Source organism: Sneathiella sp., assembly GCF_036960985.1.
Classification (GTDB): Bacteria; Pseudomonadota; Alphaproteobacteria; order Sneathiellales; family Sneathiellaceae; genus Sneathiella.
In genome coordinates, this window is sequence record NZ_JBALWD010000009.1 from 124,091 (window position 1) to 146,060 (window position 21,970).

The following is a 21,970-nucleotide window of genomic DNA, read 5'->3' on the forward strand; positions in this document are numbered from 1 at the left end:
CCCAACCCTGCTTCGGCTCCGTTCTTCTGCTACCCTACTTCTCTCAATACGCAGCCAGTGAAATAAAAGTTCCACTTATAGAGACCCCCTTCGCCAAAGATTTTCCTGACTGATAATAAACATTCGCAATAAAAGCAGTCTTAGATACCTACATTCCAGATTGATCCCGCCCTGCTTTGACTTCACTCCTTTTTGACCCTGCCACTCACAATATTTGGCCTGTCGAATAAAAGTACCGCTATTAGCGACCCCCTGCGCCAAAGATTATTCTGACCGACAGCACCTTTCGGCAATGACCATTAAATCCATTTCGTTTGGGCGTCTGTCTCCATTCCCTCGTTTTAAATAATCTCGGCAACAAATCACCCCATTATAGGAGACCCTTATGTCCGATACCGTCAATACAGCAAAATTCGTCGACGCCATGCGAAAAGAATGGTGCCGCTTCAGTTACACCCCTAGCAAATCCCTCGAAGAACTTTGGGGCGTCATGAGTAAAACATTCAACAACCAGATTGCCAGCTTCGGTACACCTGATGGAGAAATCTGGAAAGTTCTCACACCTCCTACCGGGTCAGGTAAATCCACGGGACTGGCCGTCTGGTGCTCTTTTCTTGGAGAGCCTGTTGGCTTTGGAGAAAGTCCCGTAGGCGTCCTGATCGTGACGCGGCTGATCGAACAAGCAAATGACATCACTGAACAGATCAATCGTCTAGCTGGAATGACTTTGGCCTCAGCGTATCACAGCCAGAGTAATGTCAGCCGTGAAGAACTCCAGAACATTCAGGTGTTGGTCATCACTCATCAGGCCTACAACAACGCCCTGGACAAAACCTGCAAGGGAGAAGAGCATGTCTGGGATCATCTTAATGAGTGGTTCTATGGTTCACGACAACTGACTGTCATTGATGAAGCGCTGGACGTGGTGCGCCATCACGAGGTGACAGCACAGCAGGTGCGACAAACGATAGCCGCGATCCCCATGAACCTGTATGGCCCACACGCAACGGCCATGGACTGCCTTAAGAAGGTTGCCGACATCCTGTGGGAAATGAACGCAGTTTCTGAAACCAAACGTGTCAAGAAAGGAGAAGTTGCATCAATGCATCTGATCCCTGACTTCGATATGTCGGTCCTTGCCCAGCAGCTTGATCTCACGGAGCTTATCTCTGATTTCAAGAAAGCCATGTCGGCGGGCAAGCATTGGCAATCACAAGATGCAGACAACAACGACAGAAAGCAGTCGATCAAACTTTACGTGAAAGTACTGGTGGCAGTTGAAGTACTGGTGAACCGGTTGCGCTATTATGCAGCTAAAGGAACACTAAACACCATCAACTCCGCTGAACTTGCTCTACCTGACGAGATCAACGGACCTGTTCTTCTTGATGCAACGGGCAAACAAAACAAGGTGTGGGCCTTATTTGGTGACAAAGCCATAATCATACCAACACCCCGTGATGTCAGATCCTATGCAAATGTCACCCTCCATATATGCAAAGACATCAAGGGTCTCGGCAAGGGAAGCATGACTGATCGAGCAAAAGACAGAAGTGCCAATCTGATGGCCGTCCTTGGCGATACTGTGCCATCATCTTCGCGAGTATGGGTCTGCTGTCACAAACAAGTTGAATCTAACCTGGTGGGCATTGAGCATCCGTTCACTGGGTTTGCTACGGGTCACTACGGTGCCGTTGATGGTCGGAATGACTGGCAGGATTTCGACACGGCAGTCATCTTCGGGTTACCATTCAGGTCGCAAACCTGGGCAGCAAATGCGTTTCTTGCCTTCAAAGGCATTCCCAACAATGAATGGTTCAAAAAGTCAAAGCAACTGAGACAGTCCTTTATTACAGATCAAATCACTGTTTCTGTCATTCAGGCGATGAACCGGGTCAGGTGTCGCCGTGTCATCGATGACAAGGGTAACTGTGAGCCAACCAGTATCTATATCTTCCTACCGCCCAACACTGTCGGTTCGTCCATTCTGGAAGGGCTGAAAGAGGAAATGCCCGGGGTCAGGGTCAAGAGATGGAAAGTACAGTTGGACACGCAGCCAACTACTCCACTCAAGAGAAACGATTTTGGTTCTGCATTAGTTGCCTTCATGGGCAGCTTGGGGAGCCTTAAAATCTCTGCAAGCGACTTGAAGAGGGAGATCGGTATCTCTGATCGTCAGTGGAAGCGTCTTGTAGCTACCATCAAGGACACGACATCCGATCTTTATCTACGACTTAAAGAAATCAATGTGGCCCTAATCCAATCAGGTGTGGGGCGTGGGTTTCAGACCCATTTGATCAAGACACAAAACCATTAATACAGAAAGGAACCAATCATCAATTTTGCGAATATTCATCCTGATAATTATCACTCTTAGAATCCTGTTTCCATAGGATCTACATGTAGTGTGGTGAGACCATAATTATCATACATAAAGGGTGCCATGTCCTCTAAAAGAAAAGTCTATAGAGATGATGGCCCCCTTAATTCAAAACGACATAATAGTGGAGGGGGTCTCCCCTCCCCAAAGCCAAACTTCAAGCCTACCGACAGTCTTACAACGGTCAACTATCGACGCACTTAAGTTCACCTACAGCAACACGATAGTAATCCTGTTGTCTTTGTGTCTTCGCCACTGGTGGCACCAACTTTCTTCAAGGAACAAACATCATGAACAACAACACACAAGAACCCAACTCCATGCCTCTCAATAGGCTTGAGTCATCCTCTGGTCGAATACGAACATCCCCTCATAATGATTCCACTAAACGATTACCCATCTTCACTAAGGATTATCTGAACAACCATATTGCTCAAATCCCTTTGTCTGATGGCTCGATAGCGGTCATCGAGACACCTTCATATTACAGATTACGTGAAGCAGGAGTAACCAGCCAATGGACTGCCAGCAGTGACGGAGGTGGTCGTCTTTATGTCAAGTGTCGACACAACGGAAAACTTACGACGGTTGCAAGGCTTCTGCTCAATCCCCCGCCCAGAACTATAATCCGATACTGCAATGGCGACAAAAGAGACCTGAGGATGAGAAATCTGACGGTTTTGAAAATGAAAAGACAATCTTTAGGCAACTTCTAAATCGAACTGCCTGAACACCTAATTACCCTGATGCTCTGAAAATGGTGCTGTGTAGGAATACACTGTTTAATTCATTTGAAGTATCAAAACTCCAAGCAAACCCAGCATATCAAAAACGACTGATGATCCTCGGCCCGATGGCCAGTCAACTCATCGGAATGCCTTTGTGCGCTCTAACACCAACATTCTACCCAACCATCAACTTCAACCAGTAATCGCAACAATTGCGGTTTACCTCTTTTAAAATTAAGGAAACGAAAATGACTACCAAGAATACAAAACAAATAAACAGCATGATTATCGCTGACCTATTCGACGTCACTCACTTTGAAATATTGAAGAATATTAAAAAGCTGCATCCCGGTGGCGGGCTTTCACAAGGCATATCAATCAAACCAACAAACGATAATTACAATTCCTATTTGGTATCTTCGACCGCCTTTCATGACTTGTGTGACTTAATGTCAAATACAAATGAAGTAGCAAAGAGATTCTCTTTTCGACGACCGAACATAGATGGGTATCCAGTCGCTCCGGAATCATACGACAGCAAGAATATTGCGAAGTTTCTTAACATCGAACATCTCAGTCTGTTCCCGATACTTAAGGCTGTAACCGACCATAGTCTTTCGGGAAAACCGAGCGAAGGGCCTTTTAAGTGTATGCCTGGCGCACCCCATAAGGGCTACCAGGGGCATTGGAATATTTCCCCAGCGGTATTTGATTTAGTAGTCAATTATCTAAGCGATACCAATAAGATCGCTGCCGATTATGCTCATGCAACGGAGCAGGCCACCATAGAACTAAAGCGCAAAGGAATGTCCGTTCCTGAGTATGCAGAAGGTGACATGGAAGAGAATTATTTCGTGCCCGACGTAGATCCGGAAATTTTGGCAGATCTGAATTTGGAATGTATGCAGGAACTTCATCTGATTAATCATGCTTTGTATTTCAATGACGGGGGATCAATAACTCGCGACACAGTATTAGATGAAGGTGGTAAAAACGTCGGAACTCCAGTTCAACTGCTACAAAGAGTTAGCGATAAGCTTGGCCATATGCAACATGCACTACGTGGTACTCAGGCTGATTACTGGGATGATGATGAATTCGTTGAGGTTAACGAAAATTACTAGGTAGGTGCTTGCCTTAGCCAATAAAAACAATCATTCATCTATTACTGCAAGCAACAAATACTAACAATAATTGCAAGCAAATTTAGCCCGTCTCACGCAAGTGAGGCGGGTTTTTCTTTGCCCAATCCTTAAGGATCACCAACCAATATGATAGAAATTATGACCCGTGCAGAAACTGCGGGATACCTTCGCGTGTCCACTCGGCAGCTTGATAGGCTAGGGCTTCCCCGCCATTACGTGGGAAAATCGCCTCGGTTCTTCAAAGCTGATGCCCTTGAATATCTAAATTCTACCCGTGAATTGCCCAATCGGGTTGATCTTAGTCCTAGGCTACCATCAACAACTAAGCGCAGACGCAATGCAAAACTCACTACTAAATCGTCTGATAGCTTGCAAAGCGATATTAAATCTCTTCTGACAGGCAATTAACCCAATACCTTAACGGCATCGTCTAACGCGCTAGGTGCCAAGTGAGCGTATCTCATCGTCATGGCAATGTCCGCGTGTCCCATCAGTTCTGAGACTTGCTTCAATCCAACACCCTTCAAGACCAGTCTACTTGCGAACGTATGGCGAAGGTCGTGAAATACGAAATCCTCAACTCCCGATCTTATAATTGCAGTCTCCCATGCCCTCGTCGGGTCGGCAATTGGACCTCCATGGCTCGCCCGGAAGACATTAGTATGATCGCCCTCACTAATAGAATCTAGCCCTTCAAGCATTTTCGAAACGGCGGGGCTGGTTGGCACGCGGTAGGGGTTTCTACTCTTTGGCTTAGGAACTCTGACTGCTGTAACCTTCCCAGCTTCATCCCTCAGAACATCTCTCCAACGCAAATCAAGAATGTCGGACTTCCGGGCACCTGTATGCATCGCAAACAAGACAACATCGGCAAGCCACTTCGGCAACTCCAGGAATAGCGCTCTCTCTTCCCCAGCACTCAAGTATCGTACTCGTGCGTCACTGTCTTTCAGCTTTGGAAAGTCTGGAGGTACGTATCCGGGGCAGAGTTCCTTGGCTCTATTTAGAACTGCCTTCAAGTCATTCAGCTCACGTTTAACAGTCGACGCTTTCACAGCTTTCGTGCCTACATCAGATGATATTCTCGATTGGACATACTTTGCCACTTTTGGAAGAGTGATTTGATCGACAGGTGTTTCGGCTCCAAAGTATTCGACGAGGCGGGTATGGTAGGCAACATCTCGAGCCATAGCACCTTTAGCTGACTGCCCCCGGCCTGTCTGCTTCGTCTTGCCTTTAATCGCCAGGTAGTGCTGAGAGGCCGCCCAGTAGGTTGGCACCGGAGCGACTCCATATCGCTTTTGGCGCTCTTTTATCTCTGCTCGGTATTGCCGCTCAACCTCTTGCGCATCACGCTTCTTAGTCTCCTCAGTAGATTCCTTGTAGCGCATTCCATTGATTACGAAATCCATATAGTAGAATGGCGAGCCGTTTCGTTTGTAGACCGACATGACTTTACTCCAACAATCCCCACCATTATTCACACCATTAGTATTGCGACGCATAGATGCAGAGGCACTATAGCCACCTATTATATTGATATTCAAGGGATTTTATGGTGCCGCCGGGTGGATTCGAACCACCGGCCTCTCCCTTACCAAGGGAGTGCTCTACCCCTGAGCTACGGCGGCAATATAGCGTTGCAGAGCGCGGAATATATAAGGTTCTCAGCGCATGTCAAAGGGTTTATCGAGAAACTTCATTTTGCATATCTTGGCAGAACATCGCAGGAACCTGTACAGGCTTTGACACAAAACTCGCACAAAATGAACCACCTTTGTTCTCTCTCGTTAACCGGAGAAACCTGAATCAACCATATTGTTGCGCTCAACGAAATGATCCTTTGACTCTCCCCTTTCCCCTCATGCTATGGCATGGGGATGGTCACATTAAAAGACGCAGAAGAATGCAGCGAAGCAATATGGATTAATTGCAACAACATTCATTGCCAACACGCAAAGCAAACGACAGCGATCGCGTTGCTTGAGCAGTTGGGGAATGTGTCTCTGGCATCGATACGGGAGAATGCGCGGTGTGATATGTGCTTGCGGAAACAGGCCAGCTTGACACTGATTGCCAAGACACCCGGCTACACAGGAACGGAGTTTGTGAGTGATCCGCGCTAATCAAACTCACTTGTGTCTCATTTTCAGGAGTTTATGAGGCGAAAAAGTCGCGATACAGCGGCCAATTCCCTCTGAACAAATAACTGAAGTGATGATCGCCAATGCTTTCAGGATTGTTACCACTGAGCGCCCATTCATTTTCAAGCCAGTATTTTTCTTGTTCTGTTGGATCGTCGAGAAATACTTGCTCGAAATTGCTGGCCGAGCTTTTCAATCCGGCCTGCCCCATACAGTCATGACGGCCGGGCAAAGGTTCAAACCAGCTTCCCATCATGGCAAGGACGTCATCACTTTCAACGCAGACATTCAGAATCTTGGTCTTGTCATTCTTCTCGATGATAGGTGTTGCAACGTCGACCGTTTCAGCAGCGTTAAGGAACAAGATCCTGTCGAAACAATTAGGATGCTTGGCCATGGCATACAGCGCAACCCGAGATCCGAGGCTGTGGCAAATGACGCTTGACCGTTGAGGATTACGCGACGCATCGATCATAGCCAATTGCTCAAGCTTTTCACCGGCCTTCTTGGCCAGAACTTCATAGGCATAGGCATAGGTATTGCGCCAAAAACCGTTTCTAATGGCCGTCAATCGACCGCTTATGCCGGTTCTGCCTGAGTACCAGTGCAGAGGCTCCAAGTCGTTTCCTTGCAGCATATCACGCCAAATTGGATACGTTCCGCCTAAACGGTCGGCGGTGTGGCGAGGGTCATCGGGGTCATGGTTGTAGCCATGAACCATTATTATTTTGGTCATCGTGAAAGTCCTCTAGCCTATCCAGAAAGCAGGGGTGTCGCGGTCATCGATATGAATCCCCCAGGAGTAAATTCCGATCGCATTGAAACCGGCCTTTCCTGCAAGGAAAGCCATGTAATATTTGTCCGTGACTTCGGGGATATCGAAGGCTTTTGATTTCCGGGTTTTCGTAGAAATATGCTGGCTGTCTTTGCCGCCGCCTTCAGCTCTGTTATGGGCAATACAGCGGGCGGCACTTAACGGCTTGAAGGGAATACCCAACATATTCCGAAAATCTTCGAGTTTATTTAGGGATTTTTCTGCAATATTCGCAATGCCGCAATCGCATTTGCATTCAAGCTCTTCTTTCGTGAAATGGGGTGTCATGGCAGTTCTCCAGTTATTTAGATTTGACGAACCGTTGGAACGCCACTTCAATGCCGCGTGGGCCGATATAACTAATCGCTACGATCGCAGCGAAAGCAGGCTTGCCTTCCAGCCCGAAATAGGCGGCAATACCTTCAGCTGCGAAAGCGATGCTGATAGCCGTCGCGAGCTCAAAGAACAGGTGCCAAGAGAAGAACCGGCGAAGGCCTTTTTGTGAAAGCTGAACGTGATACAGAAGGCGGCCAAATACGGAGGCTATCAGGGTCGTACAGAACGATATGGCTGATTGCAGTAGTTCCCCTGGCAACAACGATAAAAGCTTTTCAATCAATGAACCTTCTCCTTCTTAGGCTTCTTCATACCCATCCAGCTTTCGCCAGATGCCTTAACGCAAGTAATCCCATCGGGCCGCGTGAGAATGATTGTCCAGGTCTCACCTTCAGGGCTTACAAATAGCTCGAGTACGCTGCCATTCGCCGCGAGACCGGCTGCGATCGGTGCCTCTTCAAACTTGCCGCTCAAATGCTTTATGAGATCGGTGCGGTTGAAACAGGCCGATTGCGCCAACGCCAAATTTGGACATAAAAAAACCGCCAAAAAGGCGGCGAGCAGGAACTTCATGGCGGGTACTCCTGTATTTAGGCCCAAGCCCTCACGTAAAAATCAAAGTTTGCGTTTGTTAAACTTGCATTTGCGCCGGTTGTCGCATGAGGAATAATAAAAGGTTCCGTGTAAGCTGCGAACTGCCCTTTGATATTTGTCGCCGTTTCAATCAAAGTAATGCTGTTCGGCACACTGCTAGATTGATGACCAAGAGCGACTGGTATTTTCTCGCCAGCAACAAAGCCTTCACTATCTGTCGTGCAGATCAAGAACGCTACTAAGGCTGTGGAGAATCCGCCCAATCCATGAGGCAGATCAAAATCCCCCGCATTTGAGATTGTTTGTGGAGGGCTTGTAAATTCGCCATGGAAGGTGTTGACGAGGTTCGCACTGCCATCTGTAAGCAGGGGTTTGCCGTCATTGAGTGCACGAAAATAAAGGTAGTCCGTTGGCAGATCGGCCGAGGGATCCGCAGCGTTGAACAGGAACAACTTCGGATCAGCACCCGCCGCCTTGGCGATCGCAAAAGGATAATATTCGGTATCAAGTAAGAGCGTAAGAGAATCCTCGAGGATCCCGCTGCCCGTGCCAAAAACCACATCACACTGCACAGTTTGCGCCGCGATCACGATATTGATCGTGTCCGTGCTGTCTCGCATCCGGCCTGCCGTGACATCGATATCGTGTTCGCCATCAACGGCATTGGATGAGAGCAAGCAGCCATTGAAATACTCAGGCGGATAAGCGCGCAATGCGATCTCAGCTGTGTTCGCTGCAACGGCTGCCGTGTTCGCAGTAATTAATGTAATAATGGCTTCCGCGTCGGCATCTTGCAGCTCGAACCGATCATTGCTTTCGTTCCGGACAAAGATCCTGATTTCGCCCTGTTTCAGCTCGCCGCCGCTCAACGGCTGATCACCGTATTTTGTAATGGGCGTTGCCCCGACTCCATCGATATCGAGAGTTGCTGAACCGTCATTATCGGCAAAGATTTTAAGGACGTAGGCTTGCAGATCAACATACGAGCTGATCGTTGTTGAAGCAGTACCGGTAATGGCATTTGTTCCAAGAACATCATAGACGGCTGTGTATCCGACATTCCCAAGTGTACCACTATCAAGGTCCAGCAACTTCTGAACTCCGGCCGCATCTTCAACTAGAATTGAGTATCTGCCTGGCACCCAAATCTTGTTGAGCGATCGACCGAAGGCGTCTGTCGATTGCGGATTGGCGAGTGCATCCGTCAATTCACGGTTGGAAAAGATACCTAACGGGTTGAGTTTTGGATCAAGCCCAACAACGCCGATATAGATCTTGCCATCAACGATCGGCAATCCGCCGTCGTCCTCGAATTGTGTCCGTTCGTCAATTCTTGCTGCCATGATTTCCTCATAAAAAAAGGCCCCGAAGGGCCTGTTTCACTCAATATTTAAGTAATTCTACTCACATTTAAACGAGAGCATTCCCAAGGCCCCGACGCTGCCCGCATCGCTTATAAGAATTGCGTGCTTGTCGTATTTCTGGCAATGCTTCTCGGCTGCAACCGCCACTTTCGCCCGTTTCGCAATACCTACACGGTCATAGGTAACACCATGTTCATTCGCCAAAATCGCCCTCGTACATCCGACGAGCGAAACCATAGCGATTATCAAAATTAGTTTTTTCATGCTGTATATATGCACATCAATATGCTCGAGTGCAAGTCGGTTAGCTATTGCGGCGCCTCTTCCGCCTTGCCGCTTTTGCGCATATCTTCGATCACTTTCTTGGCAAAATCGTTCCGTTTCGTCACGAGATTATCGATCATCATAGCCTTGAGAGCGCCCATACTTCTCCAAGCGCCTGCCCTCTGAGCCTTCACAACAAGGTTGCCTTTGCCGATCTTACTTTGCTTCTTGGCGAGCTCTTGAGTGGCGCTCAGATCCTTCGTGTTGTAGACCTTTTTTATCTCGCCGCCAAAACCTCTCATGAACTTGCTGGCATTGGTAAGCGGCTTATAAAGGCGGTTCGCCTCAGTGAATTCCTGCTCTCTTGCCATGGCCTCCCGATCACTGAGAAGGAGCTGCTTGATTGTCCGGCGCGTCTCGGTCGCTTCCTTCAGGGCATCATAGAATTCGCCGACGGCTTTCGAGGAGCGAGACGGGTTTTGTCTGTAGAACCGTTTGATAACCGGATACTGATCAACGCGGAGATCCGGCGCATTGTCGAAAAAGATAGCATCCGATATTGAAAGACCATAAGTCGCCCAGGTGTTGAAGTATCCCCGCAGTAAATGTTGCGCTTGAACCGGCGATATCTTGTTGAGAATAGGAACATCCCGCACGGTCTCTCCTGCTTTACGCAAAGTCTGAGACGTTGACAAGTTGGCCCTCGCCCATTCCTGAACGGCTTGCTGTGCCATTCCCTCAACAGGTCGGCCGGTAAAGCGGTTCTTATTTGCATAAACCTCATAGAATGGTGCGATTGCCTGCGGGATATACTCGAGACCGAAGGTTGACAGCACGACATCTCCGACATGCTTGGCACCCTTGACCGGATCCCCGGTTTCGATCGTCTCCATGGTGCGCTCTGCTATCGAGGACACCGCGCCGATTTCCCATAGTTTCGGGAACCGGAAATGATGAAATCTCTCCTCGATCGGGGCATCGGCCGGCTCGTCCAATTTGGGAACGAAAAAATGCCAATTGGTATCTTTATCCCAATCCTCGAGATCTTGATAAAGAGGATTGTCTTTGTTGAGATACCAGAGTGCCGCGCTCACTAAACCGATCAATCCCGTCTTAACCGCGATCGCCGTTTTATTCTTGTCCTCAGTGAAGCCGCGGTAAGTCCGATCGATACCGTTCGTTGCTGCTTTCAGAAAGATGACCGTGTCGTACATAAAGCCAACAGCCTCAGCGACGTCGTCGAACCTGTCATGGAGCTCGTGTCCTCGCCTCAGCCCACCGCCCCGCATGGCAAAGTCAGTCGATACTTCTCGCGCCCGATACGCTGCATGTCGGGGATGTTCACCAAGCGCCTGAGCGCGCCGAAACTCTCCAAGGCGTGTTGACATTTCAACCGCGTCCGCCATGACTTCCAACGCAAAGAAAAGCTTGCGCGGAACATTCAAGACATTGTGCGGATTGATTCCCTTCTTCGTATAGAACTTTTCAAGATGCGCCGTGAAAGCTTCTTCGTCGACCAGGTGCGAGGAGAAGCCTCCGCCATTGGCAATAAAATCCTTGTAGTTCTTATCCTGGGCAATGCGCGACTTAATGCCGTTCAAGCTGTCCAGGACCGGCTTAAAGCCCGAACGCGACATAATGCTGCCGAGCATCGTATCCCGGGCAAGGTTGGCGGCCATGAAATCAGGGGTCAATGTGATCGACGCTTGCCCGATCCTCTTTGGAAGAGAGAGAATTCTGGTAATCCAGCTTTTCGACGGCCGGTTAAGGCTGATCATGGATCTCAGCACAAGCGGATCTGCCACCTCGAAAAAGATCGGCTTGCCGTTCTGAAGCGCCGCGACGATATTGCCGCCTTGTGGTGCTTGTCCGCGAATGATGAATTCAGTATAGGGCCCGAGTTCTGCAGCCACTTGATCAAGCATGATTTGCACATCGATCGGAAGTTGCTGCTTGCTGTCCGCTCCCATCGCGTCAATCAAAGCTTGTTCGATTTGTGGAGTTTCGACCGAGACCGGTATTTGCTCCTTCGGGATCTGCGCCATGAACTTGGCACCGCGCGGACCCTTTGCCAATTTTGCGGCCTCTAAGCGAACCTCATTTGATAGAGAAACATCAATCAGAGTAGCCGCGTTTTGAACGACATTCTTTGCAATATCCTGCAAGTTTTCAGTACCGCCCGTGAGCCGTTGGATCCCTTTCCAATTGCCTTCTGTACCCTTGGATCCTTTCGCACCACGAGCACCAACACGATAGAAAGGAATGTACTCAGCACGTTTCCACATGTTGCGGCTTGCTGCATTGATGACACCTTTTGCCTCGGCAAAGTCCAGGATCTTGCCATTCCAGATCTGATATTCGTCGAACGCTTTTTTGAAGGCTGGCGTCTCGAGATTTGTCATGGCGGCAATCTCGTTCTTCGTGAACAGATGCTCTCGCCCCTGCCCCATGAGTTCCCGCGCAGATCGACCGGCCGCATAGGTCCAGAATTCTTCTTGCCTATTGGCGACCGGCTCGAGGATCTGCTTCAGGCCTTTGCCGACAAAGCTGTGAGAACCATCACCATTAACTTGCGGAGCTCCGATAGTGAGAGCTCCTTCGATCATCGAATGTTTGGCGCGCGAAAGCCGTGCTGTCTCATACAAACCAACCGGCGCAATCTCGCCCGTCAAGTCCTGCTCCATGACCTTCAGCCCATGCAGATCATCGACAACGGCTTGCCGTAGTCTTCCTTTGAGATCTGTCGGCAATACTTCGTCTGCAGCGCCAATCTTGGAGCGTGCTCGTTTGAGCGCATCTTGATTAAACCACGCCAACATATCCTCGCGCGCCTTCAGGAGCGCAGGGCCGTGTTCGGAAGCTGCGACAAAGTCATTGAACCAACCATTGAAACTTGGCGCACGATCGGCGGCCTTATCCGGTTGCGTCGTCCACAAACGAACAAATTCAGCAAAGCCCTCATTGAGCTTTTTCTTGTCATACGAGACGCCCCGCAGTTCATCGACATGCACCTTGTTTCGGTTCTTGCCCTTCCATTGTTTTGAAAGCTCCGGAACCCGATCATCGAGAAGATGGGCGACCTCGTGGGCAGCAACTTCGATGTCGTTTCCATTGCGAAGCCTGATCTCTTCAACACCGTTACGGTAGAAACCGAGGGCCTTGCTTTGAGGGGATATCCGACCCTTATAAATCGGGACACCGATCGCGCTCGAGAAATCCTTCAGGATCGCATCACGGCGGATAGGATCTTCCATATCACGAGTGCCGGAGCCTGCATCATCCTGCCGCATTCCGACATGCTTATCACCCGCCTCAAAAGCTTGTGTCTGGTTTGCGGCCGGTGCACGGCTGAAGGATAGTTCTCCTTGTTCGGATAATACGGCGGCTTTTGGAGGAGACTTTTTCTCTGTTTGCTTGCCTTCAACCAGCGTCCAGATACCGTCTTCATTTTTTTCAAGTTTGGAAGATCTTTTTAAGATGCGGTCGAGACTTCCTGTGCTTTTCTGTTCGAGGCCAAACTCTTTTTTCCAGAATGAAGTCGCAATCAAATCGCGGAGATTTTTAAATCGATCGCTGCCAATCTTAAAAGCCTCGCCGCCGTTATGCTGAATCTGAAAGACAAGACCGGCTTTGTTCGATTTGGTAACGACAAGTGCCTTGTCGTTGACATGAAAAACGTCTCCTGTTTTCAGAGACGAAAGAAGCTCATCAGCAAGAGCAGTGTGCTTTTCCTTTGTAAATTCATTGTAATCAATTGGCGGTGCGGAATATGTTTCATAGCTCAGAGGTTTGAAATCGAAGTCAACACCATGCTTCTTCAGAACCTTAACTGCTTCCGCTGCATTTTCGTTTATCCACGCAATGGATTCTTTAATATCAGATTTCTCGCGTTGAAGAGTACCAAACGGCAATCCAAAATCACGTTGAGTAAGTTCTGTTCCAAGTCTCGAATTAGCACCGTTGAGAGACACGGAAGCCGTTGACAGTTCATGAATAGCGTCAGGTTCCGTACCCGTTTTGCCGGGATTATATTCAGGATGCGCCTTTATCGTTTGAGTGATCGTATCCCCCAAATCGCGTATTTTCTGGCTATCGTCTGTTGTTAATTTCGGTTGAAAGCTTCCTGTCGTATCCCCTTCTGGTTCTGCCGTTTCGCTTTCTGTTACTGGCGGGGCGTCCGGATCCGCGACCGTGTCTCTGACCGGCTTATCGTCGAATTCGTCGAACACATTGACTTCGCTATCGTCGGCAACAGCGGCCTCCTCTTCCTGTACTGACTCAGGGCGGGTTGTTTCCGTTTCTTGGCTCTCAATGGGCGCGGAATCTGTTGACGGCCGTCCACGGGCCTTCAGGCCGAATATCGATGCAACAGTATTGAACAAAGCGCCAATTCCGAAACCAATCCCCGCATCCTCGCCCGTACTTTCGAAAGTTTTACGCTCCGCATCATACTTGACCAGGTCGGACGCAATCAGGTTGCTGGCAATTGATTGAAAGGCTTCTTGCAAACCTTCTTCAGTACCGCCCTTGGCTGCGTTGATGATGATCCTTTTTATGCCGCCACTTGTGCCCTTATCGAGACGATCGAGAAGCTTTACGATCGGGACCGCCTCCGTGCTGCCGACAAGTGCTCCAAGGCCCGCTGCATTGTAGGCGTCATCGATCGAGGCACCATTATCGAGCGCATCCATATATTGATTTGTAGCTTGTGAGCCCGAGCCCAGGACGCCCGCCATAGCAAGAGCACCCTTTGAAGTTCCGCCAGCCAGACCACCCGCAAGAAAACCGGCCGTGGATCCAAGGCCAGATCCAATCTTGTCGGGGAGCGTACCCTGCTCGTCAGGATTAACCGGGGCTTTTTCCTTCAGTAAATCGGAAATCCATTCACCGGCCTGAAATAAAATGCCGTCTTCAGGCTTATCGATGAAACCCATCTTCGCATCGGCAATAGCTCCGGCCTTCAGCGTGTCTGCAATCACGCCACCAAAACCTTGAATGCCGCTAGATATCGCGCTTTGAAATGAGGAGAGCTTCTTAGGATCAGTTTCCGTAAATGAAAAGAAGGGCCGATCGTCTTCGTCAGCTGCATCAAACTGGTCGAAGACATTCCCGCGATCGCCGCCCGCTGGCCCTTGCGTCTGCTCAAGGGTTGCGGACGGCTTCGCTGCCGCAAGAGGAGCCACGGCAGTTTCATCAAACTGATCAAAAACATTAGACATACTTATTCTCTCCGGAGAATCCTGCTTGCGGCGCCCCGTCCATATTTGGCGTCAAACTGTGCTGCTAGATCAGGTCGGGCTTGCAGCATTCGAATAGCGCCTTGTGGTATTGATGCGATATCCTCGCCTTCATCCTCTTTTGGTTTCGGCTTTGGAACTGGCACCGGCGTGGTTTCCGGTTGGGCACCGGCAAAGAGCTGCTGATACTTATCAAAATCAGGATCATCGCCCTTTTTCTTTTTGAGAGCATTGCGAATTTGTGTCGTGAGCTGCGGATCATATTCCTCATTCGGGAAGCCTGTATCCGTGCTTTTGACTGTGCGCTTCAGGAGCTCCTCCGGGGTGGTTCCCTTTAGCTTCTGAAGGAGGATCTTGCGATCGTTGTCGATTAGGAAATCTGTACGGTTGTCGCCTTCGCGGCTCTCGTTAAAGCGTGGTGACTTGGCGAGTGTTTTCCATTTACGGGTTGCCGGATCCCATTCTTCCGTTCTGATGGTGTCTCCGTCCTTGACCTCGCGTGTCTTCGCGGGCTTTGCAGGCGCAAGTATTTCTTGCGTGCTTTGGCCAGCGAAGATCATACGGTCTAGTTCAGTGTCGAGTTGACCTTCTGACATGTTGGAAAGCTGAACGAGACGATTGAGCGGCTTGTTTTCCAAGGAGTAAGAACGGGCGATTTCCGCAAGCTTTCTCTTGCGGCTAGCTAAATCAGGTTCGGCCTTGAGTTGCGTCGCCAAACGAACACCCTCCTCGGCCTGCTCTCCGACAATGGCCATTTGCTGTTTGTCACCGGATTTAAGGATCTCAGACACGGTCTTGGCAAGTTGCGGATTGAGAGCGGCAAGGCGTGTCAGTTTGCCAGTTTCAACCCGAACGTCGTTAGCCGTCGGCACCTGCCCACTTGCAGCCTGTGTTTGGCGGCCCTGGAAGAGATCAGTAAGAGCGGTCGATATGTCGGCTTTACTCTGCTTCCGTTCATCGATCGTTGTTTGCCTGTCGTCGAGCGCAATCTGGCGGTCTTGACGTTGCTGCTTTGTGCCAAAACCTGTCAGAAGAACGCGGAGTGCTTCCGTGGGATCCGGGACAAGGCTAGAGCCTCGACTATTGTAAATTGTCGCCATTTTCGAGCTCCTTGAGAAGTGCCGGATAATTGATCACTTTGATACCTGAAAATTCATGGACGAATTCGGGATATACGTCCTGGACTTCATGCGCCATAAAGCCGATGTTTCCGCAGAGCTCGACGAGCGTTCCGTCCGTCTCCGGCCGCCAATCCCATTGATAGATACCAAGCCCGCGCACGTCGGAGATCTTCTCGATGTTCTCCTTCAGTCGGATATCCGAGAAGAACATGGCCGCGACGGTCGCACCTGTCGTAACAGCGCCTTGCCTTTTAGCGGCCTCGGATTGCGCGTCGGTAACGATGCCAGCAGATCGAGCCCTACCGCTCGCACCAAGATAATCGGCAATTTGTCCAGATGATTGATTGCCAATAGCTCCGAGACCGAGAGCGGCATTCTGTCCAGATCCAACGAGTTCACTTTCGCGGCCGGAGAGAAGCGCCTCGAGGGCAAGCCCTATATCTTGCGGGACCGCCGCCGCCGCCTCTACGCCCGCGCCGGATCTCATAAGGCCGCCAGCCGCGAGCTGCCCTTCGACGGCCTGCGTCCGTTCCTCAACCAGGCTGCCGAAGATGTCAGAGTTGAAGATCTCATCAAGCCGCGCATCGAGCCCCTCAACCGTGGCACCTTGTTGCAGGCCCGGCAAAGCTTCTTGTCCTGCAGCAATGTTCGGCGCAATATTGTCTTGCGTCAGATTGAATTGTCTCTGAATTTCTTTAACCGCATTTCGGTTTGCGGCCGCTTCGAGTTCTGCCGCATCTCGCGCCGAAGTATCCTCTGACCAAAAACCTAACGGGTCAGCGACCTTTCCTAGAAAACTATTACCGCCCATGATCAAAAACCTTTCTTGTGCATGACATATCTTCGGCCTCTATTTTGAAATAAACATTGTCGCCCTTTGTATGTGAGCGCCGACCACCGGCCGCGATCGACATGACTTGGATATCTTGCCGGCCTTTTTCTGCCACGCTGTAAATTACCGAACAATCGAGAGTCTCAAAGGCCCATTTCAACGCTTGTCTGACAGAGATCTTTACATCCAACCCCTTCAGGTTCGTGCATCCATGAATGAGCATCCCATCGAGGTAAGGTTCGAATGCCCAGATGCCGCGATCCTGTCCGTCTTTGATATCCATCACATAGCGAACGAGTGGCGAGAGGTTCGTTTTCCATGGTGTGAACTTGCCGATCTTGCGAAAGTCGCGCGTCTCCGTAATCACGAAATAACAGCTCGATCTGTTACGCGCCGCCAGTTCGTTCCATCACTGAAAGCCAGCACTGCGCCGCCCGCATCATTACTGACATAGATGATCGCGGCCTCGTATTTCCCGGCATCGGGAACAGTTAAGACTGTGTATTTTGTGGGCACCTTCAGGACCGGCCCGAGAAGATCATCGTTGAGCCGTGCGTCAACATCATCAATGAAAGTCTGAAATAGCCACCCGATAATCCCACCCTTCTCAATGACAGGTTCTCCGTGATCGGGCTTTGTCTTGATCGTCATTTTAATTCTGCCTTCAGATAGGAGCAGGAGAAATTGATATCTTCGGTGCAATAAAGCCGCATCCCCATGAAACCGTTATAGCGGCCAAGGCCTCCGGGATATTTCCACCGAAGCCGCGCCGCGTATTCTCCAAGGGCACCGAGAGAGTTAAAAAAAGGTTGACCATAATTCACATTGTCACGGCTCATCATAAGGGCGACGGATCCCGCTACGGAATTGCCACCTTGCCCAATACCGAGCTCGATGCTGTGGCATGTGAAATAATCCAGCATTTCCTTTTCAAAACCCATATCGATCACGCGAAGCATGCGCTCGCCAAAATCAGTATTGACCGCGCTCAGTTTGCCAAAGCTACCGCGATACGAGCTGTAATATGTTCCTTCGATCTGCCGGATAAAGCCACCGGCCCAGGGCTTTTGAATATCCCCCACTCGTGAGTCCATCTCGAACCACGCACCTTTGAAGAAGCCGAGAGAGTGGCGCTTGAAAGTCATGGTCAGAATATCGTGGCCATATCGATCGACCATGCGGTTGGCGATTGTATCAGCGAGCTCTGCCTCACTGTACTGATTTAGGATTTCATCAACGGCTTCGTTGGACAACTTCAGCGGTGCCCCGCCGCCGCTCAGGGAATAGATGCCAGGCCCTTGATCTTTCTTCCGGCCAACAAAGGCAATGGTATCTTCATACTCGATATGTCCGCCAATCACACCCGCGAGAACGCGAGCTCCAGAGACGCGTCGGAAGGGAGCTGTTGCCGCTCCGGTATCGCGAAAGAACTCGATCGAGTTGGATCCACCAATGCCGAGAGTGTTGCGAAGGTTCCATGCTGCCCGGTTGGCGTCTGGCAGTTCCTCGGCATCGAAAAAGGACTCTGCCTGTATAGACGATGCATCCCCAACGTCAGAATAAAAAGCAGGATCTCCATTTGCCGGAATCCAGACATGCCGATGATTGATGACGGTTACATCTACGCAAGGCTGAAAAAATGGAAAACCAGATACGTCGACCAGAACATCAGACTTGTCGAGGGTGTAATTCGCACCGCCTTTAACAACAATGCCCGCCTGATTAAAAGCAACATCGGCCTTTATCTGCGCGGTGCCTGCGATCGTGCCTACATTGGTATAGGAGCCGGTCTCAACGTTATCGATCCGAAGCAAGTCATTTGATGAGACGACGTAGTGAAAACCGTTCCAGACGAATGTTCCACGTGAAACACCGCCCGGTGTGCTTATGGTCTCGATCCCTGGCCGTTGAAAGATCAAGCCTTCCCCATTGTTAAAGCAATTCTTGAGCGTTCGCCGGGTCGACGGTATCTCTTTGACACCATCAAACCCCAATGGGAATGGAACTCTACCCATCTAACTCGTGCCCCTTTGGGAAGAATGGATCGTTCCAAAGTCCGGTTTTGTTGCCAGCTCCTCGAGGGAGTGTTGAGGATGTTTTTTTCTTTGGTGTATTGAACTTCTGATAAAAGTCGCTGATATCGTTTTCCCCTTTGATCGCAAGCGCCCGGAGCTCGCGGGAAACGACAGTTGTTCCGTTGTCCATTGAAGGCGCACAATGGATAGCGAGATTATAAACAATCCCATTGGTGGCATCTTCAGGCTCATACAGCTCGTCACCGGCTACGGTCAGCTGCGCCGCGCCCATATCGATACCTTTCTTGAGCCAAGTGGCGATCATGGAATTGAGCTTTACGAGAGCAACGGAGTAGCTTTCCGGAGGGGCAGGCATGACGGCAGAATGTGCGTTGATTTCGCTCAATGCCCTTTCGATGATCTTCGTTCCTGTGGTCATGTTTGAACCTCTATAACTGATAAAAAAGCCCGGAATAAATCCGGGCTCATTGGTGATGAAAAACTGACTGAGTGTCTTATAGTTTTACTCGTCCTCGTCCGTTGTTTCAGCCTCATACTGTGCAGAAAGGGCCGTCATCATTTCCTTGCGCGTTTGCTCGGCATCGAGTTCGTAGCCATAGGATTTGGCATACGCGGCAAGATCGTCCTTGGTTTTAGTCTTCATGGCATCGTCATAGCTGAACGATGCGAGGAATGCCGCTCGTGCCCTCGCCTCGTCTTCCGTCATGGTAGGCTCTGTATCTTCGCTGCCCTCATCCTCTGTTTCTTCTTCCTGCTTTTCAGGATCGTCCTGATCTTCAGGTTCTTCGCCTGCTTCTGCGGCCGTCGGATCATCGCGGGTGAAGCCTACGGGAAGAACATCCCCTTCAAACCATTTCGCGTGTCCCTCTTCATCAAATCCTTGTGTCTTTTTAGGCATTGTCGCCTCCTCTTGGTTGGAAATAAAAAAGGGCGACCGAATGGCCGCCCTCTGTATCATCTATTAGCCGTCAATTATTGACCGCCGAACATCACCCCGTTCATTTCAGGGTTAAGGTTCGTCGCACCGTGGAAGATCGTCAAACGACTTGACAACTTACCGGTTCCAACATCACCGCCTTTGGCAAAGACTATTTCTAGTCCGCTGTCGGTCATTGCCCGCATGACAGCAACACCAGGCATATTGTCGAATGCCAAGCGCCCCGAGAAGATCTCGATGCTGTCATCAATAAAGAAGGTGTTCGCATTCGCCGCATTTGCATTCAAGAAAGCCAATTGTGCGGAGTTCGCTGCAACGGCTGTGCAGTTTGCATAGTCATCTTCGATATCAGAAGATCCGTCACCCACAACAATAGGCGGCGAGATCGTCATCGTCGTACCAGTGTCAACCGAAAGAATTGTGAAGGTTTTGAGCGCACCCGTATCATATTTGTTGATATGAGAGAGCGCATTCACATTCGGAATGTTGAACTTGTCACCAACATTAAGGCCAGCCGTTGACGAGATAGTGAGTGACATCTGCCGATTATCAACAAGGGCTTTTTCACCAGTCGCAGCCGTCGACATAGCAGTCGGAACATATCGCTGTGCACCATTGACAGTTGGCGTGGCAGCCTGAGCAGTCATTGGCGGCGAGAACGCTGTATTGAAAGTCTCGAAGCCTGCAACGTTGCCAAGATAGGCCTCGCTATACGCATCCTCCGATCGTTTCGTAAGAGTTCGCGCGGCAATGTTGCCCGCCATGCCGTTGTAATCGTCGGGATTCAAAATCATCGTTTGATTTCCGACGATATCGTTTTTCTTCATTAGTGCATTAACCGCCGCAATATCGTCGTATCCCGTCAATGCACCAGTACGGGCAATGGCCAATGACCCTCTGTTTTTAATGGCGAGGGCAATACTTCGGTTGACCGCCGCCGATAGAGCCTGATAGCCCGAACGGGCTTTTCGCTTCATGTAGTCCGGGTTACGCAATTCCTTGGCGTCCAATTGCCAAGCTACGTTGGTGATCGTTGACAGCGTAGCCGGTACAGAGAGCTCGCTTACAGTCCCAAAGGCTGAAGAGACATCAAGCCCCTCGACAACCGTCGAGATCATGGCTGAAGGCCGCCAAACTGTATCGCCCATGTCCTGCATATCTTTTCCAGGCTTGGAAAATTTCGCAGCACGTTTGGCCACTGTGTTGTCGGTGTCGAAGCCATCGACCACCATATTGAACAGGACAACTTCCTGTTTCGAAAAATCATTCATAGTTACTATTCCTTAGTCGAAGGTTATCCCTTTCGCCTTCATTTTCTTGCGGAAAACTCGCAGCTCGTTCATGGCGTTGGTATTGCTAGAATCCTGCGCCTTTTCGAGAAGCCGGTCGTATTTCTTTCGAGCGGATTCCGCGCGAGACGGAGCGCCACTCTGAACAAGATCATCGGGTTCGGGGGTTGTTGTGGTTCTTTTTGCAGGCTTGATTCCGGTGACGATTTTATCGAGCTTTCTGATAGCCATCACTGGATTGCTGGTCGCGAGTTCAACGAGCTCCTCAGCCGTATCCTCATTTTTTCCGAGGTGGAAGAGGATTAGCTCGCTCTCTTCGAAGTTGTTAATGATGATATTGGCTAAGTTTGTACCGATTTTTTCTAGAGCCACGTCTTCAACTTTGCCGTAATCACTAACTTTCAACTTGGCTGCTCGTTGATAATGCGCCTTGGCATTTTCCTCGAGTTTGGCTTCGTTGCGCTGACGAGTGGCTTCCTGCTGTTGCTTGGCCTCCTGAACTTCAAGAGATTTATCAACAGTTTTTTTAGTTTCATAAGCATTGTAGGTCCGGAGTGCCTGTCGGTATTCCGGATCCTCGTAACCTAATTCAAACTCTTCAGGGTTGGGCTCTTTGGGTTCAGGTTTCGAAGTGTTGCTGTCAACAGCAAGCTTCAGAACTGCAATTTGTTCCTTAGCTGCCTCGAGCTCTTCGGTTGCCTTGTCCGCCCGTTTGGTCGCACCTTTGACCTTGCCTGTCAGCTTATCCG

At 49.9% G+C, this 21,970-nt stretch carries 21 protein-coding genes and 1 tRNA gene; 4 read left to right on the forward strand and 18 right to left on the reverse strand.

Annotated features, from left to right (window positions below; translation table 11 throughout):
- Positions 1-385: 385 nt before the first annotated feature.
- The 3 genes from V7723_RS07470 to V7723_RS07480 all read left to right on the forward strand — a co-directional run bounded on the left by V7723_RS07470 (position 386) and on the right by V7723_RS07480 (position 4,661).
- Positions 386-2,317 (forward strand): hypothetical protein, encoded by a 1,932-nt coding sequence (locus tag V7723_RS07470; RefSeq protein ID WP_335683826.1) that lies wholly within the window; start codon positions 386-388, stop codon positions 2,315-2,317.
- 1,039 nt (positions 2,318-3,356) lie between these two features.
- Positions 3,357-4,232 carry a hypothetical protein gene (locus V7723_RS07475; RefSeq protein WP_335683827.1) on the forward strand — a complete coding sequence of 292 codons (876 nt, stop codon included), beginning with the start codon at positions 3,357-3,359 and terminating at the stop codon, positions 4,230-4,232.
- Positions 4,233-4,379: 147 nt separating this feature from the next.
- Positions 4,380-4,661 carry a hypothetical protein gene (locus tag V7723_RS07480; protein ID WP_335683828.1) on the forward strand — a complete coding sequence of 94 codons (282 nt, stop codon included), beginning with the start codon at positions 4,380-4,382 and terminating at the stop codon, positions 4,659-4,661.
- Here V7723_RS07480 and V7723_RS07485 read toward each other — a convergent pair.
- Together V7723_RS07485 and V7723_RS07490 are read right to left on the reverse strand one after the other, a co-directional pair.
- Positions 4,658-5,758, reverse strand: a complete 1,101-nt coding sequence (locus V7723_RS07485; protein ID WP_335683829.1) for a site-specific integrase — start codon at positions 5,756-5,758, stop codon at positions 4,658-4,660. The two genes, V7723_RS07480 and V7723_RS07485, sit on opposite strands and share 4 nt — an antisense overlap.
- Before the next feature lie 51 nt (positions 5,759-5,809).
- Positions 5,810-5,884 (reverse strand) — tRNA-Thr (locus V7723_RS07490).
- Between the two features lie 249 nt (positions 5,885-6,133).
- Between V7723_RS07490 and V7723_RS07495 the strand changes: the two genes are divergently transcribed.
- The gene (locus V7723_RS07495) at positions 6,134-6,379 is read left to right on the forward strand and encodes a hypothetical protein (RefSeq protein ID WP_335683830.1); all 246 of its coding nucleotides are present in this window, start codon (positions 6,134-6,136) and stop codon (positions 6,377-6,379) included.
- A 31-nt stretch (positions 6,380-6,410) separates the two neighbouring features.
- Here V7723_RS07495 and V7723_RS07500 read toward each other — a convergent pair whose 3' ends face one another.
- The 16 genes from V7723_RS07500 to V7723_RS07575 all read right to left on the reverse strand — a co-directional run.
- Positions 6,411-7,133: an alpha/beta fold hydrolase gene (locus V7723_RS07500; RefSeq protein WP_335683831.1), complete on the reverse strand. Its 723-nt coding sequence runs from the start codon at positions 7,131-7,133 to the stop codon at positions 6,411-6,413.
- 12 nt (positions 7,134-7,145) lie between these two features.
- The gene (locus V7723_RS07505) at positions 7,146-7,499 is read right to left on the reverse strand and encodes a D-Ala-D-Ala carboxypeptidase family metallohydrolase (protein ID WP_335683832.1); all 354 of its coding nucleotides are present in this window, start codon (positions 7,497-7,499) and stop codon (positions 7,146-7,148) included.
- A gap of 13 nt (positions 7,500-7,512) precedes the next feature.
- Positions 7,513-7,830: a phage holin family protein gene (locus tag V7723_RS07510; RefSeq protein ID WP_335683833.1), complete on the reverse strand. Its 318-nt coding sequence runs from the start codon at positions 7,828-7,830 to the stop codon at positions 7,513-7,515.
- Entirely contained in the window at positions 7,827-8,120 is a 294-nt protein-coding gene (locus V7723_RS07515; RefSeq protein ID WP_335683834.1) for a hypothetical protein, read from the reverse strand. The genes V7723_RS07510 and V7723_RS07515 overlap by 4 nt, the downstream gene beginning before the upstream one ends.
- A gap of 17 nt (positions 8,121-8,137) precedes the next feature.
- Entirely contained in the window at positions 8,138-9,484 is a 1,347-nt protein-coding gene (locus V7723_RS07520; RefSeq protein ID WP_335683835.1) for a hypothetical protein, read from the reverse strand.
- A gap of 57 nt (positions 9,485-9,541) precedes the next feature.
- Complete coding sequence (locus V7723_RS07525; protein ID WP_335683836.1) at positions 9,542-9,769, reverse strand: hypothetical protein; 228 nt, start codon at positions 9,767-9,769, stop codon at positions 9,542-9,544.
- Between the two features lie 44 nt (positions 9,770-9,813).
- Positions 9,814-14,988 (reverse strand): LPD38 domain-containing protein, encoded by a 5,175-nt coding sequence (locus V7723_RS07530; protein WP_335683837.1) that lies wholly within the window; start codon positions 14,986-14,988, stop codon positions 9,814-9,816.
- A gap of 2 nt (positions 14,989-14,990) precedes the next feature.
- The gene (locus V7723_RS07535) at positions 14,991-16,106 is read right to left on the reverse strand and encodes a hypothetical protein (protein WP_335683838.1); all 1,116 of its coding nucleotides are present in this window, start codon (positions 16,104-16,106) and stop codon (positions 14,991-14,993) included.
- Positions 16,087-16,938 (reverse strand): tail fiber domain-containing protein, encoded by an 852-nt coding sequence (locus tag V7723_RS07540; RefSeq protein ID WP_335683839.1) that lies wholly within the window; start codon positions 16,936-16,938, stop codon positions 16,087-16,089. Before V7723_RS07540 ends, V7723_RS07535 begins: the two co-directional genes overlap by 20 nt.
- Positions 16,928-17,326, reverse strand: a complete 399-nt coding sequence (locus V7723_RS07545; protein WP_335683840.1) for a hypothetical protein — start codon at positions 17,324-17,326, stop codon at positions 16,928-16,930. The genes V7723_RS07540 and V7723_RS07545 overlap by 11 nt, the downstream gene beginning before the upstream one ends.
- Positions 17,323-17,610 (reverse strand): hypothetical protein, encoded by a 288-nt coding sequence (locus tag V7723_RS07550; RefSeq protein ID WP_335683841.1) that lies wholly within the window; start codon positions 17,608-17,610, stop codon positions 17,323-17,325. The genes V7723_RS07545 and V7723_RS07550 overlap by 4 nt, the downstream gene beginning before the upstream one ends.
- Positions 17,607-18,974 carry a packaged DNA stabilization protein gene (locus V7723_RS07555; RefSeq protein ID WP_335683842.1) on the reverse strand — a complete coding sequence of 456 codons (1,368 nt, stop codon included), beginning with the start codon at positions 18,972-18,974 and terminating at the stop codon, positions 17,607-17,609. Before V7723_RS07555 ends, V7723_RS07550 begins: the two co-directional genes overlap by 4 nt.
- The gene (locus V7723_RS07560) at positions 18,967-19,413 is read right to left on the reverse strand and encodes a hypothetical protein (protein WP_335683843.1); all 447 of its coding nucleotides are present in this window, start codon (positions 19,411-19,413) and stop codon (positions 18,967-18,969) included. Before V7723_RS07560 ends, V7723_RS07555 begins: the two co-directional genes overlap by 8 nt.
- Positions 19,414-19,497: 84 nt before the next feature.
- Positions 19,498-19,893 carry a hypothetical protein gene (locus tag V7723_RS07565; protein WP_335683844.1) on the reverse strand — a complete coding sequence of 132 codons (396 nt, stop codon included), beginning with the start codon at positions 19,891-19,893 and terminating at the stop codon, positions 19,498-19,500.
- A 74-nt stretch (positions 19,894-19,967) separates the two neighbouring features.
- Positions 19,968-21,203, reverse strand: coding sequence for a P22 phage major capsid protein family protein (locus tag V7723_RS07570; protein ID WP_335683845.1), 1,236 nt, complete (start codon positions 21,201-21,203; stop codon positions 19,968-19,970).
- Between the two features lie 12 nt (positions 21,204-21,215).
- On the reverse strand, positions 21,216-21,970 hold a 755-nt coding region (locus V7723_RS07575), incomplete at its 5' end, for a hypothetical protein (protein ID WP_335683846.1).